Source organism: Pseudomonas sp. AS2.8 (assembly GCF_014190935.1).
GTDB lineage: Bacteria > Pseudomonadota > Gammaproteobacteria > Pseudomonadales > Pseudomonadaceae > Chryseomonas.
The window spans coordinates 1-15,503 of the sequence record NZ_JACHVV010000009.1; the positions used below are offsets into that span (position 1 = coordinate 1).

The 15,503-nt window shown below is 61.1% G+C and carries 12 protein-coding genes, 1 tRNA gene and 1 pseudogene; all 14 read left to right on the forward strand.

Translation table 11 applies throughout. The features are described from left to right. A pseudogene (locus FHR73_RS22340) lies at positions 1 to 84 on the forward strand (elongation factor Tu); the annotation flags it as partial. A gap of 54 nt (positions 85 to 138) precedes the next feature. Next, positions 139 to 214, forward strand: a tRNA-Trp gene (locus tag FHR73_RS22345). Positions 215 to 249: 35 nt separating this feature from the next. Beyond that, entirely contained in the window at positions 250 to 618 is a 369-nt protein-coding gene (gene secE, locus FHR73_RS22350; protein ID WP_183634094.1) for a preprotein translocase subunit SecE, read from the forward strand. Positions 619 to 629: 11 nt separating this feature from the next. Then, positions 630 to 1,163: a transcription termination/antitermination protein NusG gene (gene nusG / locus FHR73_RS22355; protein WP_026083932.1), complete on the forward strand. Its 534-nt coding sequence runs from the start codon at positions 630 to 632 to the stop codon at positions 1,161 to 1,163. Positions 1,164 to 1,275: 112 nt separating this feature from the next. Next, positions 1,276 to 1,707 (forward strand): 50S ribosomal protein L11, encoded by a 432-nt coding sequence (gene rplK / locus FHR73_RS22360; protein ID WP_133860554.1) that lies wholly within the window; start codon positions 1,276 to 1,278, stop codon positions 1,705 to 1,707. After that, a complete protein-coding gene (rplA, locus tag FHR73_RS22365; protein WP_133860555.1) occupies positions 1,707 to 2,402 on the forward strand; it encodes a 50S ribosomal protein L1 in 696 nt (231 codons plus the stop codon). The genes rplK and rplA overlap by 1 nt, the downstream gene beginning before the upstream one ends. Before the next feature lie 208 nt (positions 2,403 to 2,610). Further along, entirely contained in the window at positions 2,611 to 3,111 is a 501-nt protein-coding gene (rplJ, locus tag FHR73_RS22370; protein WP_017641868.1) for a 50S ribosomal protein L10, read from the forward strand. Positions 3,112 to 3,190: 79 nt separating this feature from the next. Beyond that, positions 3,191 to 3,559: a 50S ribosomal protein L7/L12 gene (gene rplL, locus FHR73_RS22375; protein ID WP_059316466.1), complete on the forward strand. Its 369-nt coding sequence runs from the start codon at positions 3,191 to 3,193 to the stop codon at positions 3,557 to 3,559. A 225-nt stretch (positions 3,560 to 3,784) separates the two neighbouring features. Further along, positions 3,785 to 7,858 carry a DNA-directed RNA polymerase subunit beta gene (rpoB, locus tag FHR73_RS22380; protein WP_158893046.1) on the forward strand — a complete coding sequence of 1,358 codons (4,074 nt, stop codon included), beginning with the start codon at positions 3,785 to 3,787 and terminating at the stop codon, positions 7,856 to 7,858. Positions 7,859 to 7,920: 62 nt separating this feature from the next. After that, positions 7,921 to 12,120, forward strand: a complete 4,200-nt coding sequence (rpoC, locus tag FHR73_RS22385) for a DNA-directed RNA polymerase subunit beta' (RefSeq protein WP_183634096.1) — start codon at positions 7,921 to 7,923, stop codon at positions 12,118 to 12,120. Between the two features lie 165 nt (positions 12,121 to 12,285). Continuing rightward, complete coding sequence (gene rpsL / locus FHR73_RS22390; protein WP_007163089.1) at positions 12,286 to 12,657, forward strand: 30S ribosomal protein S12; 372 nt, start codon at positions 12,286 to 12,288, stop codon at positions 12,655 to 12,657. A gap of 86 nt (positions 12,658 to 12,743) precedes the next feature. Continuing rightward, positions 12,744 to 13,217 carry a 30S ribosomal protein S7 gene (rpsG, locus tag FHR73_RS22395; protein ID WP_007163088.1) on the forward strand — a complete coding sequence of 158 codons (474 nt, stop codon included), beginning with the start codon at positions 12,744 to 12,746 and terminating at the stop codon, positions 13,215 to 13,217. Positions 13,218 to 13,247: 30 nt separating this feature from the next. Next, positions 13,248 to 15,350 (forward strand): elongation factor G, encoded by a 2,103-nt coding sequence (gene fusA / locus FHR73_RS22400; protein WP_183634098.1) that lies wholly within the window; start codon positions 13,248 to 13,250, stop codon positions 15,348 to 15,350. 28 nt (positions 15,351 to 15,378) lie between these two features. Further along, on the forward strand, positions 15,379 to 15,503 hold a 125-nt coding region (locus tag FHR73_RS22405), incomplete at its 3' end, for a GTP-binding protein (protein ID WP_260175716.1).

Genomic DNA, 15,503 nt, shown 5'->3' on the forward strand with positions numbered 1-15,503 from the left:
GCGATGGAAGACGGTCTGCGTTTCGCCATCCGTGAAGGCGGTCGTACCGTCGGCGCCGGCGTGGTTGCCAAGATCATCGAGTAATCGATTGATCTTGGTCTGTCAGGTCGGCATAATGGTCGGCCTGATTCAAGTTACAGGCCAGTAGCTCAATTGGCAGAGCGGCGGTCTCCAAAACCGCAGGTTGGGGGTTCGATTCCCTCCTGGCCTGCCAGATTCCCATCTGGCACTCCTTACAGGATTCATGCAATGAGCATCAAGGCGGAAGCCAAAGAGTCGCGCTTCGATGCGCTGAAGTGGCTGGTGGTTGTCGTTCTGGTAGCGATCGGTGTTGTTGCCAATCACTACTTCGCTGCTCAGTCCATCCTGTATCGAGTGGTGGGTCTGTTGGTGCTGGCAGCTGTCGCTGCCTTTGTTGCCCTGCAGACCGCCAAGGGGCAAGCCTTCTTCGGCTTGCTGAAAGACGCCCGTACCGAGATTCGCAAGGTTGTCTGGCCTACCCGGCAAGAGACCACTCAGACCACGCTGATCGTGGTTGCCGTGGTGCTCGTGATGGCTTTGTTGTTGTGGGGGCTCGACTCCCTGCTCGGTTGGCTGGTTTCCACGATTGTTGGTTGAAAGGGTTCGCCGTGGCTAAGCGTTGGTACGTCGTGCATGCCTACTCGGGTTACGAGAAGCATGTCATGCGTTCGTTGATCGAGCGCGTCAAGCTGCACGAAATGGAAGACGAGTTCGGCGACATTCTCGTGCCCACCGAAGAAGTGGTGGAAATGCGCAATGGCCAGAAGCGCAAGAGCGAGCGTAAGTTTTTCCCGGGATACGTCCTGGTGCAGATGGAGATGAACGAAGGGACTTGGCACCTGGTCAAGGACACTCCTCGCGTCATGGGCTTCATCGGTGGTACTGCCGACAAGCCGGCACCCATCACTGATCGTGAAGCGGACGCGATTCTGCGTCGTGTCTCCGACAGCAGCGACAAACCCAAGCCGAAGACCCTGTTCGAAGCAGGCGAGACGGTTCGGGTGGTGGACGGTCCGTTCGCCGACTTCAACGGCGTTGTCGAAGAGGTCAACTACGAAAAGAGCCGCATTCACGTGGCGGTACTGATCTTTGGTCGGTCGACCCCTGTGGAGCTCGAGTTCAGCCAGGTCGAAAAGGTCTAGGTTGTTCGCATCCCTTACCCCGTAGCCCAGGCTGCGGGGTTTTGTCGTCACTGGGATATAGCAAGTAATTGGGGAGCCCTGCGGGGCGTCGAACCCATCATTGGAGTAGCACATGGCTAAGAAAATTCAGGCTTACATCAAGCTGCAGGTTAAGGCCGCTCAAGCCAACCCGAGCCCGCCAGTCGGTCCGGCGCTGGGTCAGCACGGCGTCAACATCATGGAATTCTGCAAGGCGTTCAACGCCCGCACCCAGGGCATGGAGCCCGGTCTGCCCACCCCGGTGATCATCACCGTGTACAGCGACCGTAGCTTCACCTTCGAAATCAAGAGCACCCCGGCCTCCGTGCTGCTCAAGAAGGCTGCCGGCATCAAGAGCGGTTCCGCTCGTCCCAACAGCCAGAAGGTCGGTACCGTCACCCGCGCCCAGCTGGAAGAGATCGCCAAAGCCAAGAATGCCGATCTCACCGCCGCCGATATGGACGCCGCCGTGCGTACCATCGCCGGTTCCGCTCGTAGCATGGGTCTGAATGTGGAGGGCGTGTAATGGCCAAGCTCACTAAGCGTCAAAAGGCTTTCGCCGAAAAAATCCAGGCTGGCAAGCAGTACGGCTTCGAAGAAGCTGCAGCCCTGCTGGCCGAGCTGTCCACCATCAAGTTCAAGGAGTCCATCGACGTCTCCGTGAACCTGGGTGTGGATCCGCGTAAATCCGACCAGGTCGTTCGTGGCGCCACCGTGCTGCCCAATGGCACTGGCAAGTCGGTTCGCGTTGCCGTGTTCACCCAGGGTGCCAACGCCGAAGCTGCGCTGGCTGCCGGTGCCGAACGCGTCGGCATGGACGACCTGGCTGCCGAGATGAAGGGCGGCGACCTGAACTATGACGTGGTCATTGCCTCGCCGGACGCCATGCGCGTCGTCGGTCAGCTGGGTCAGCTGCTCGGCCCGCGCGGTCTGATGCCCAACCCCAAGGTTGGCACCGTGACCCCGGACGTCGCTACCGCCGTCAAGAATGCCAAGGCTGGTCAGGTGCGTTTCCGTACCGACAAGAACGGCATCATTCACGCTTCCGTTGGCAAGATCGATTTCGAGCCCGTGAAGCTGAAGCAGAACGTTGAAGCTCTGCTGGCCGACCTGAAGCGTCTGAAGCCCTCGACCTCCAAGGGCATCTACGTCAAGCGCATCACCCTGAGCTCCACCATGGGCCCGGGTCTGCAGATCGACCAGGCTTCCCTGGAAGCCTAAGCAAGATACAAGTCGCCGTGCCTTCGGGCATGGCGCCAAGATTGGGGTCCCTGCCTGGCGGGGGCTGTCCAAGACCGTAGGGGACGCAGGTCTTAAACCGGGGAAACCCTAGCCTACGCAGATGGTGCTCCCGATTCGGTTACCGAGTCAGACACCAAAACGCCGCCCAGTCCATCGGGCGAAACGGTAACATCCAGGAGTTAAACCCGTGGCAATCAAACTCGAAGACAAGAAGGCTATCGTCGCTGAAGTCAACGAGGCTGCCCAAGGTGCCCTGTCCGCTGTCGTGGCCGATGCCCGTGGCGTGACTGTGGGTGCCATGACCGGACTCCGTAAAGAGGCCCGCGCGGCTGGTGTCTATGTACGTGTCGTACGTAACACCCTGCTGCGTCGTGCCGTTGAAGGCACGTCTTTCGACGTTCTCAACGACACCTTCAAGGGCCCGACCCTGATCGCGTTTTCCCAGGAGCATCCGGGCGCTGCCGCCCGTATCTTCAAGGATTTCGCCAAGGGTCAGGACAAGTTCGAGATCAAGGCCGCCGCGTTCGAAGGCAAGCTCATCCCGGCTAACCAGATCGACGTACTGGCAACCCTGCCGACCTACGACGAAGCTGTGTCCCAGCTGATGAGTGTCATCCAGGGCGCTACCAGCAAGCTGGCTCGTACCCTCGCCGCCATTCGCGACCAAAAGGAAGCTGCCGCCGCCTAATCGCGCGTGCTGCGTTTCCTGCAAGTCTTTCTTATTATTTGCGGCCTGAAGCCGCACCCTGTTATAGGAATCTAGAGTCATGGCTCTGACCAACGAAGACATCATCAACGCCGTATCCGAAATGTCCGTCATGCAAGTGGTGGAACTGATCAAGGCGATGGAAGAGAAGTTCGGCGTGACCGCCGCTGCCGCCGCTGCCGCTGGCCCGGCTGCTGCCGCTGCCGTCGTCGAAGAGCAGACCGAATTCACCATCATGTTGACCGAAACCGGCGACAAGAAAGTGAACGTCATCAAGGTCGTTCGTGAACTGACCGGTCTGGGCCTGAAAGAAGCCAAGGCTGTCGTTGACGGCGCCCCGGGCGTGGTCAAGGAAGGCGTCTCCAAAGAGGAAGGCGAAGCTGCCAAGAAGGCTCTGGAAGAAGCAGGCGCCAAGGTCGAGCTCAAGTAAGTTCGGTTCTTGCGTCTACAGCCGCAACGTTTCACGTTCGGCTGATGGCTGGTGGCGAACGCCACCGGCCTTTTGCCGTTTTGTACAGAGCGAGCATATCCGCCTGACAAGATGCGCTATATCCACCTCGCTCTCGGGGTGCGGCAAACCAAAGGGTTTGCACGATTTTCCGGCTGCTCCCGTCGGAGAGGCCAAACAAGCTGGTGACCAAGCTGGGGAACGCTGATGGCTTACTCATACACTGAGAAAAAACGTATCCGCAAGGACTTTAGCAAGTTGCCGCACGTCATGGACGTGCCCTATTTGCTGGCTATCCAACTGGATTCGTACCGCGAATTCCTGCAGGCGGGCGCAGGCAAAGACCAGTTCCGCGATATCGGCCTGCATGCGGCCTTCAAGTCCGTTTTCCCGATTATCAGCTATTCCGGCAATGCGGCCCTGGAATACGTCGGCTATCGCCTGGGCGAGCCGGCTTTCGATGTGAAGGAATGCGTCCTGCGCGGCGTGACCTTCGCCGTCCCGCTGCGGGTCAAGGTTCGCCTGATCATTTTCGACCGCGAGTCGTCGAACAAGGCGATCAAGGACATCAAGGAGCAGGAAGTCTACATGGGGGAAATCCCCCTGATGACCGAGAACGGTACCTTCATCATCAATGGTACCGAGCGCGTCATCGTGTCCCAGCTGCACCGCAGCCCGGGCGTGTTCTTCGACCACGACCGCGGCAAGACCCACAGCTCGGGCAAGCTGCTGTATTCGGCGCGCATCATTCCCTACCGCGGCTCCTGGCTCGACTTCGAATTCGATCCCAAGGATGCCGTGTTCGTCCGTATCGACCGTCGCCGCAAGCTGCCGGCCTCGGTACTGCTGCGCGCGCTCGGCTACAGCACCGAAGAGGTGCTGGATGCGTTCTATGACACCAACACCTTCCACATCAAGGGTGAGATGCTGACGTTCGAGCTGGTGCCCCAGCGCCTGCGCGGCGACATCGCCAGCTTCGACATCAAGGATGGCAGCGGCAAGGTGATCGTGGAGCAGGGCCGTCGGGTGACCGCTCGCCACATCAACCAGCTGGAAAAATCCGGTCTGAGCGAGCTGGAAGTACCCTTCGATTACGTCATTGGCCGTACCACCGCCAAGGCCGTCGTGCACCCGTCCACCGGCGAGATCATCGCCGAGTGCAACACCGAACTGACCCTGGACATGCTGGCCAAGATGGCCAAGGCCAATGTCGTGCAGTTCGAGACGCTGTACACCAACGACATCGACTGCGGTCCCTTCATCTCCGATACCCTGAAGATCGACTCCACGGGCAACCAGCTGGAAGCCCTGGTCGAGATCTACCGGATGATGCGCCCTGGCGAGCCGCCGACCAAGGAAGCTGCCGAGACCCTGTTCAACAACCTGTTCTTCAGCGCCGAGCGTTACGACCTGTCCGCCGTCGGCCGCATGAAGTTCAACCGCCGTATCGGTCGCGACGCCATCGAAGGCTCGGGCGTCCTGAGCCGCGAAGACATCGTCGACGTGCTCAAGACCCTGGTCGACATCCGTAACGGCAAGGGCATCGTCGATGACATCGACCACCTGGGTAACCGCCGTGTCCGTTGCGTCGGTGAAATGGCCGAGAACCAGTTCCGCGTGGGCCTGGTACGGGTAGAGCGTGCCGTCAAGGAACGCCTGTCCATGGCTGAAAGCGAAGGCCTGATGCCGCAGGATCTGATCAACGCCAAGCCGGTGGCCGCCGCGATCAAGGAATTCTTCGGTTCCAGCCAGCTGTCCCAGTTCATGGACCAGAACAACCCGCTGTCGGAGATCACCCACAAGCGCCGCGTCTCCGCACTCGGCCCGGGCGGTCTGACCCGTGAGCGTGCCGGCTTCGAAGTCCGTGACGTACACCCGACGCACTACGGCCGGGTCTGCCCGATCGAAACGCCGGAAGGTCCGAACATCGGCCTGATCAACTCCCTGGCTGCCTATGCCCGCACCAACCAGTACGGCTTCCTCGAAAGCCCGTACCGCATGGTCAAGGACGGCGTGGCCACCGACGAGATCGTCTTCCTGTCGGCCATCGAAGAAGCCAACCACGTGATCGCCCAGGCCTCCGCAGGGCTGGACGAGAACAACCGGCTGATCGACGAGCTGGTAGCCGTGCGTCACCTGAACGAATTCACCGTCAAGGCGCCTGAAGACGTCACCCTGATGGACGTTTCGCCCAAGCAGGTCGTCTCCGTCGCCGCCTCGCTGATTCCGTTCCTGGAGCACGACGACGCCAACCGCGCGTTGATGGGTTCCAACATGCAGCGTCAGGCCGTGCCGACCCTGCGTTCGGACAAGCCGCTGGTCGGTACCGGCATGGAGCGCAACGTCGCCCGTGACTCCGGCGTCTGCGTCGTGGCCCGTCGTGGTGGCGTGATCGACTCCGTCGATGCCAGCCGTATCGTGGTGCGCGTCAACGATGACGAAGTCGAGACCGGTGAAGCCGGCGTCGACATCTACAACCTGACCAAGTACACCCGTTCCAACCAGAACACCTGCATCAACCAGCGTCCGCTGGTGAGCAAGGGTGATCAGGTGGCCAAGTTCGACATCCTGGCCGATGGCCCCTCGACCGACATGGGCGAGCTGGCACTGGGTCAGAACATGCGCGTGGCCTTCATGCCCTGGAACGGCTTCAACTTCGAAGACTCCATCTGTCTGTCGGAGCGCGTGGTCCAGGAAGATCGCTTCACCACCATCCACATCCAGGAACTGACCTGTGTGGCTCGTGACACCAAGCTCGGTCCGGAGGAAATCACCTCCGACATCCCGAACGTGGGTGAAGCTGCGCTGAACAAGCTGGACGAGGCCGGTATCGTCTACGTCGGTGCCGAGGTCGGTGCCGGTGACATCCTGGTCGGCAAGGTCACGCCCAAGGGCGAAACTCAGCTGACTCCGGAAGAGAAGCTGCTGCGCGCCATCTTCGGCGAGAAGGCGAGCGACGTGAAGGACACCTCCCTGCGCGTGCCCACCGGCACCAAGGGTACCGTCATCGACGTCCAGGTCTTCACCCGTGACGGCGTCGAGCGCGACTCCCGCGCCCTGGCCATCGAGAAGTCCCAGCTCGACGAGATCCGCAAGGATCTGAACGAAGAGTTCCGCATCGTCGAAGGCGCGACCTTCGAGCGTCTGCGTCAGGCCCTGGTCGGTCAGGTCGCCGAAGGCGGCCCGGCGGTCAAGAAGGGTGCCGTCATCACCGACGAGTACCTGAACGGCCTCGAGCGCGGCCAGTGGTTCAAGCTGCGCATGGCGGAAGATGCTCACAACGAGCAGCTGGAAAAGGCCCAGGCCTACCTGTCCGACCGCCGCCAGCTGCTGGACGACAAGTTCGAAGACAAGAAGCGCAAGCTGCAGCAGGGCGATGACCTGGCACCGGGCGTACTGAAGATCGTCAAGGTCTACCTCGCCATCAAGCGCCGCATCCAGCCGGGCGACAAGATGGCCGGTCGTCACGGTAACAAGGGTGTGGTCTCGGTGATCATGCCGGTCGAAGACATGCCCTACGACGCCAACGGCACGCCGGTGGACATCGTGCTGAACCCGCTGGGCGTACCTTCGCGGATGAACGTCGGTCAGATCCTCGAAACCCACCTGGGCCTCGCGGCCAAGGGCCTGGGCGAGAAGATCAACGTGATGATCGAAGAGCAGCGCAAGGTTGCCGAACTGCGCAGCTTCCTGCACGAGATCTACAACGAGATCGGTGGCCGTCAGGAGAAGCTCGACGACCTGAGCGATAAGGAAGTCCTCGACCTGGCGAAGAACCTGCGTGGCGGTGTTCCCATGGCCACCCCGGTGTTCGACGGTGCCAAGGAAAGCGAGATCAAGGCTATGCTGAAGCTGGCCGATCTGCCGGAGAGCGGCCAGATGCGTCTGTACGACGGCCGCACCGGCAATGCCTTCGAGCGCACCACCACCGTCGGCTACATGTACATGCTCAAGCTGAACCACCTGGTGGACGACAAGATGCACGCCCGTTCCACCGGTTCCTACAGCCTGGTTACCCAGCAGCCGCTGGGTGGTAAGGCGCAGTTCGGTGGTCAGCGTTTCGGGGAGATGGAGGTCTGGGCACTGGAGGCCTATGGCGCGGCTTACACCCTGCAGGAAATGCTGACGGTGAAGTCGGACGATGTGAACGGCCGGACCAAGATGTACAAGAACATCGTGGACGGGGATCACCGCATGGAGGCCGGCATGCCCGAGTCCTTCAACGTACTGATCAAGGAAATCCGCTCGCTCGGCATCGATATCGAACTGGAAACCGAATAACACGAGACCCTAGAGGAGGCGACCGCGCGGCGGTCGTCTCCGGTCCGTGAGGAGGAAAGGCCTTGAAAGACTTGCTCAATCTGTTGAAAAACCAGGGTCAACTCGAGGAGTTCGATGCCATCCGTATCGGTCTGGCCTCGCCCGAGATGATTCGTTCCTGGTCGTTCGGTGAAGTGAAGAAGCCGGAGACCATCAACTACCGTACCTTCAAGCCCGAGCGTGATGGTCTGTTCTGCGCCAAGATCTTTGGCCCGGTCAAGGACTACGAGTGCCTGTGCGGAAAGTACAAGCGCCTCAAGCACCGCGGTGTGATCTGCGAGAAGTGCGGCGTGGAAGTCGCCCTGGCCAAGGTGCGCCGCGAGCGCATGGGTCACATCGAGCTGGCGTCGCCCGTCGCCCACATCTGGTTCCTGAAGTCGCTGCCGTCGCGTATCGGCCTGCTGCTGGACATGACCCTGCGTGACATCGAGCGCGTGCTCTATTTCGAGAGCTACGTAGTGATCGATCCGGGCATGACCACCCTCGAGAAGTACCAGCTGCTGAACGACGAGCAGTACTTTGAGGCACTGGAAGAATTCGGTGACGACTTCGATGCCCGCATGGGTGCGGAAGCCGTATTCCAGCTGCTCGGCGCCATTGATCTGGAGCACGAGATCGGTCGCCTGCGCGAAGAGATTCCGCAGACCAACTCCGAGACCAAGATCAAGAAGCTGTCCAAGCGCCTGAAGCTGATGGAAGCCTTCCAGGGCTCCGGCAACAAGCCGGAGTGGATGGTCATGACCGTGCTGCCCGTGCTGCCGCCGGACCTGCGTCCGCTAGTGCCGCTGGATGGCGGCCGCTTCGCGACCTCCGACCTGAACGATCTCTATCGTCGCGTCATCAACCGGAACAACCGCCTCAAGCGGCTGCTCGACCTCGCCGCGCCCGACATCATCGTGCGCAATGAGAAGCGCATGCTGCAGGAAGCCGTTGACGCCCTGTTGGACAACGGCCGTCGCGGCCGTGCCATCACCGGTTCCAACAAGCGCCCGCTGAAGTCCCTGGCCGACATGATCAAGGGCAAGCAGGGTCGTTTCCGTCAGAACCTGCTGGGCAAGCGCGTCGACTACTCCGGTCGTTCCGTGATCACCGTGGGCCCGACCCTGCGTCTGCACCAGTGCGGTCTGCCCAAGAAGATGGCGCTGGAGCTGTTCAAGCCCTTCATCTTCGGCAAGCTGGAAGCCCGCGGCATGGCGACCACCATCAAGGCCGCCAAGAAGATGGTCGAGCGCGAACTGCCCGAGGTCTGGGACGTTCTCGCCGAAGTCATCCGCGAACACCCCGTGCTGCTCAACCGCGCCCCGACCCTGCACCGTCTGGGTATCCAGGCGTTCGAGCCGGTCCTCATCGAAGGCAAGGCCATCCAGCTGCACCCGCTGGTCTGCGCCGCGTACAACGCCGACTTCGACGGTGACCAGATGGCCGTGCACGTGCCGCTGACGTTGGAAGCCCAGCTGGAAGCGCGCGCGCTGATGATGTCGACCAACAACATCCTGTCGCCCGCCAACGGCGAGCCGATCATCGTGCCGTCGCAGGACGTGGTTCTGGGTCTGTACTACATGACCCGTGAAGCCATCAACGCCAAGGGCGAAGGCCGCGTGTTCGCCGACCTGCAGGAAGTCGATCGCGTCTTCCGTGCCGGCGAAGCCGCCCTGCATGCCAAGGTCAAGGTGCGCATCAACGAGACCATCCGTCACAAGGACGGCAGCCTGACCAAGAACACCCGCATCGTCGACACCACCGTCGGCCGCGCGCTGCTGTTCCAGGTCGTGCCTGCCGGCCTGCCGTACGACGTGGTCAACCAGTCGATGAAGAAGAAGGCCATCTCCAAGCTGATCAACCACTGCTACCGCGTGGTGGGTCTGAAGGACACCGTCATCTTCGCCGACCAGCTGATGTACACCGGTTTCGCCTATTCGACCCTGTCCGGCGTCTCCATCGGCGTGAACGACTTCGTCATTCCGGACGAGAAGGCGCGCATCATCGATGCCGCCACCGCCGAGGTGAAGGAGATCGAAAGCCAGTACGCCTCCGGCCTGGTGACCCAGGGCGAGAAGTACAACAAGGTGATCGACCTCTGGTCGAAGGCCAACGACGAAGTGTCCAAGGCGATGATGACCAACCTCTCGAAAGAGAAGGTCATCGACCGCGAGGGCAAGGAAGTCGACCAGGAGTCTTTCAACTCCATGTACATGATGGCCGATTCCGGCGCCCGGGGTTCCGCGGCCCAGATTCGCCAGCTCGCCGGCATGCGTGGCCTGATGGCCAAGCCGGACGGCTCCATCATCGAGACGCCCATCACCGCCAACTTCCGTGAAGGCCTGAACGTACTCCAGTACTTCATCTCCACCCACGGTGCCCGTAAGGGTCTGGCGGATACCGCACTGAAGACCGCGAACTCCGGTTACCTGACCCGTCGTCTCGTCGACGTGGCCCAGGATCTGGTAGTGACCGAGGTCGATTGCGGTACCGAGCGCGGCCTGATCATGACCCCGCACATCGAAGGCGGCGACGTGGTCGAGCCCCTGGGTGAGCGCGTTCTGGGCCGAGTCATCGCCCGTGACGTGCCCAAGCCGGGTACCGACGAGATCATTGTGCCGGGTGGCACCCTGGTCGACGAGCGCTGGGTCGAGTTCCTCGAGCTCAACAGCGTCGACGAAGTCGTGGTGCGTTCGCCGATCACCTGCGAAACCCGTCATGGCATCTGCGCCAAGTGCTACGGTCGCGATCTGGCTCGCGGTCACCAGGTCAACATCGGTGAAGCGGTCGGCGTCATCGCCGCCCAGTCCATCGGTGAGCCGGGTACCCAGCTGACCATGCGTACCTTCCACATCGGTGGTGCGGCCAGCCGGACCTCCGCGGCCGACAGCGTCCAGGTCAAGAATGGCGGTGCCATCCGTCTGCACAACCTGAAGCACGTCGAACGTGCCGATGGCGCCCTGGTTGCCGTGTCCCGTTCCGGTGAGCTGGCCATCGCCGACGACTTCGGTCGTGAGCGCGAGCGCTACAAGCTGCCCTATGGTGCGGTGATTTCGGTCAAGGAAGGCGACAAGGTCGACGCTGGCGCCATCGTCGCCAAGTGGGACCCGCACACTCACCCCATCGTTACCGAGATGGACGGTACCGTGGCCTTCGTCGGCATGGAGGAGGGCATCACCATCAAGCGCCAGACCGACGAACTGACCGGTCTGACCAACATCGAGGTGCTCGACGCCAAGGATCGTCCGACTTCCGGCAAGGACATCCGTCCGGCGGTCAAGCTGATCGACGCCAACGGCAAGGACCTGCTGCTGCCGGGTACCGACGTACCAGCCCAGTACTTCCTGCCGCCGAACGCGCTGGTCAACCTGAGCGACGGTGCCAAGGTGCATGTGGGTGACGTTATCGCCCGTATTCCCCAGGAAACCTCCAAGACCCGCGACATCACCGGTGGTCTGCCCCGCGTGGCCGACCTCTTCGAGGCGCGTCGTCCCAAGGAGCCGGCAATCCTGGCGGAGATCAGCGGTACCATCTCCTTCGGCAAGGAAACCAAGGGCAAGCGTCGTCTGGTCATCACCCCGACCGATGGCACCGATCCCTACGAGGAGCTGATTCCGAAGTGGCGCCACCTGAACGTCTTCGAAGGCGAACAGGTAAGCCGCGGCGAAGTCATCTCCGACGGTCCGAGCAACCCGCACGATATCCTGCGTCTGCTGGGTGTCAGCGCGCTGGCCAAGTACATCGTCAACGAGATCCAGGACGTGTACCGCCTGCAGGGCGTGAAGATCAACGACAAGCACATCGAGACCATCCTGCGGCAGATGCTGCGCAAGGTCGAAGTGAGCGACACCGGTGACTCGAGCTTCATCAAGGGCGATCAGGTCGAACTGACCCACGTCCTGGAAGAGAACGAGCAACTGGTCGGCAATGATCGTTTCGTCGCCAAGTACGAGCGCGTCCTGCTGGGTATCACCAAGGCCTCGCTGTCCACCGAGTCCTTCATCTCGGCCGCTTCCTTCCAGGAGACCACCCGTGTCCTGACCGAAGCCGCCGTGACCGGCAAGCGCGACTTCCTGCGCGGCCTGAAGGAAAACGTGGTGGTGGGTCGTCTGATCCCGGCCGGTACCGGTCTGGCCTACCACAGCGAGCGCAAGCGTCAGCGCGAACTCGGCAAGCCGCAGCGCGTGAGCGCCAGCGAGGCCGAGGCCGCCCTGACCGAAGCGCTGAACTCCAGCGCCAGCTGAGTTCGGTAGCAGGTCTCACTTGACAAAGCCCCCGGCGCCCCAGGCGTCCGGGGGCTTTGTCTTGACTGGAGCGCCCAAGCTCTTTAGACTTTCGTTCCCCGAAAATGGGCAGGACTGACGTTCTGCTATTTCGTTTATGTCGCAAGACAATCAGTGGAGCTATAGATGGCAACTATCAACCAGCTGGTGCGTAGTGCACGCAAGCGTATCGTCGAGAAATCCGACGTACCTGCGCTGCAAAACTGCCCGCAACGTCGTGGCGTGTGCACCCGCGTGTACACCACCACTCCCAAGAAGCCCAACTCCGCACTGCGGAAGGTCTGCCGTGTACGGCTGACCAACGGCTTCGAAGTCACCTCCTACATCGGTGGTGAAGGTCACAACCTGCAGGAACACAGCGTCGTGCTGATCCGCGGTGGCCGGGTCAAGGATCTGCCGGGTGTGCGTTATCACACCGTGCGTGGCTCGCTGGACACCACCGGTGTGAAGGACCGCAAGCAGGGCCGTTCCAAGTACGGCACCAAGCGTCCGAAGTAACCACCTTTCTTTTTGTTCGAGTCGATAAGAGTAAGGTCGGGCAACGAGTCCCGAGCTAACCTGAAGACCGTTTTGAGGGCTTATCAATGCCAAGACGTCGTGTAGCGGCCAAGCGCGAAATACTTGACGATCCGAAATACGGAAGCCAGATCCTGGCCAAGTTCATGAACCACGTGATGGAGAGCGGCAAGAAAGCCGTTGCCGAGCGTATCGTTTATGGTGCTCTGGACAAGGTCAAAGAGCGTTCCAAGAATGCCGAACCCCTGGAAGTTTTCGAAAAAGCGCTCGACGCCATCGCTCCGCTGGTCGAAGTGAAGTCCCGCCGTGTCGGCGGTGCTACCTACCAGGTGCCGGTTGAGGTTCGTCCTTCCCGTCGTAATGCCCTGGCCATGCGCTGGCTGGTGGACTCCGCGCGCAAGCGTGGCGAAAAGTCCATGGCTCTGCGCCTGGCAGGTGAACTCATGGACGCTTTTGAAGGCAAGGGTGCCGCAGTCAAGAAGCGCGAAGACGTGCATCGCATGGCAGAAGCCAACAAGGCCTTCTCGCACTACCGCTTCTAAGCCTAGCGCTTCCAATCAAGCGAGGACCTTATGGCTCGTACAACCGCTATTAACCGCTATCGGAACATCGGTATCTGCGCCCACGTGGACGCGGGTAAGACGACCACTACCGAGCGGATTCTGTTCTATACCGGCGTGAACCACAAAATGGGTGAGGTTCACGACGGCGCTGCGACCATGGACTGGATGGTGCAGGAGCAGGAGCGTGGTATCACCATCACCTCCGCTGCCACCACCGCGTTCTGGTCCGGTTCGACCAAGCAGTACGACAAGTACCGCGTAAACATCATCGATACCCCCGGCCACGTGGACTTCACCATTGAGGTGGAGCGTTCCCTGCGCGTGCTGGATGGTGCGGTCGTGGTGTTCTGCGGTACCTCCGGTGTCGAGCCCCAGTCCGAAACCGTATGGCGTCAGGCCAACAAGTACGGCGTCCCGCGCATCGTCTACGTCAACAAGATGGACCGTGCCGGTGCCAACTTCCTGCGCGTCGTCGAGCAGATCAAGAAGCGCCTGGGCCACACTCCGGTCCCGGTTCAGCTGGCCATTGGCGCGGAAGAGAACTTCCTGGGCCAGATCGACCTGCTGAAGATGAAGGCCATCTTCTGGAACGATGACGACCAGGGCATGACCTACCGCGAGGAAGACATTCCTGCGGACATGCTGGCCGATGCCGAGCAGTGGCGCTCCAACATGGTCGAGGCTGCGGCCGAAGCCAACGAAGAGCTGATGAACAAGTACCTGGAAGGCGGCGAGCTGTCGATCGACGAGATCAAGGCCGGCCTGCGTCAGCGTACCATCGCCTGCGAAATCGTCCCGGCCGTCTGCGGTTCGTCCTTCAAGAACAAGGGCGTGCCCCTGGTTCTGGACGCCGTGATCGACTTCCTGCCGGCGCCGGTCGAGATTCCCGCGATCAAGGGTACCAACCCGGACAACGAGGAAATCACCGACGAGCGTCACGCGGACGATAACGAGCCCTTCTCGGCTCTGGCGTTCAAGATCGCTACCGACCCCTTCGTGGGTACCTTGACCTTCGCCCGCGTCTACTCGGGTGTACTGAGCTCCGGTGACTCCGTCATCAACTCGGTGAAGGGCAAGAAGGAGCGCGTCGGCCGTATGGTGCAGATGCACGCCAACACCCGTGAAGAGATCAAGGAAGTTCGTGCTGGCGACATCGCCGCCCTGATCGGCATGAAGGACGTCACCACCGGTGACACCCTGTGCTCGATCGAGAAGCCGATCATCCTCGAGCGCATGGACTTCCCGGAGCCGGTGATTTCGGTCGCCGTCGAGCCGAAGACCAAGGCCGACCAGGAAAAGATGGGTATCGCATTGGGCAAGCTGGCTCAGGAAGATCCCTCGTTCCGCGTCAAGACCGACGAAGAGTCTGGTCAGACCATCATCTCCGGCATGGGCGAGCTGCACCTGGACATCCTGGTGGACCGCATGAAGCGCGAATTCGGCGTGGAAGCGAACATCGGTAAGCCTCAGGTCGCCTACCGCGAAACCATCCGCAACACCTGCGAGATCGAAGGCAAGTTCGTTCGCCAGTCGGGTGGTCGTGGCCAGTTCGGCCACTGCTGGATTCGCTTCGCGCCGGCCGACGAAGGTCAGGAAGGTCTGGAGTTCGTCAGCGAAGTCGTGGGTGGTGTGATTCCGAAGGAATACATCCCGGCGATCCAGAAGGGCATCGAAGAGCAGATGAAGAACGGCATCGTTGCCGGCTATCCGCTGCTCGGCCTGAAGGCCGCTGTATTCGACGGTTCCTACCACGACGTCGACTCCAACGAGATGGCGTTCAAGATCGCTGCCTCCATGGCGACCAAGCAGCTCACCCAGAAGGGTGGTGCCGTGCTGCTCGAGCCGATCATGAAGGTCGAGGTCGTGACTCCGGAAGACTACATGGGCGACGTCATGGGCGACCTGAACCGTCGTCGTGGCCTGATCCAGGGTATGGAAGACACCGTGACCGGCAAGGTCATCCGTGCCGAGGTTCCGCTGGGCGAGATGTTTGGCTACGCTACGGATGTCCGCTCCATGTCTCAGGGTCGCGCAAGCTACTCCATGGAGTTCTCCAAGTACGCCGAAGCTCCGTCGAACATCGCCGAAGCCATCATCAAGAAACAAGCTTAATCAGCGCTTTGACTAGAGGTTTTATCTCGTGGCTAAAGAAAAATTCGAACGTAACAAACCGCACCTGAACGTGGGCACCATTGGTCACGTCGACCATGGCAAGACCACTCTGACCGCTGCGCTGACCAAAGTCTGTGCCGATACCTGGGGCGG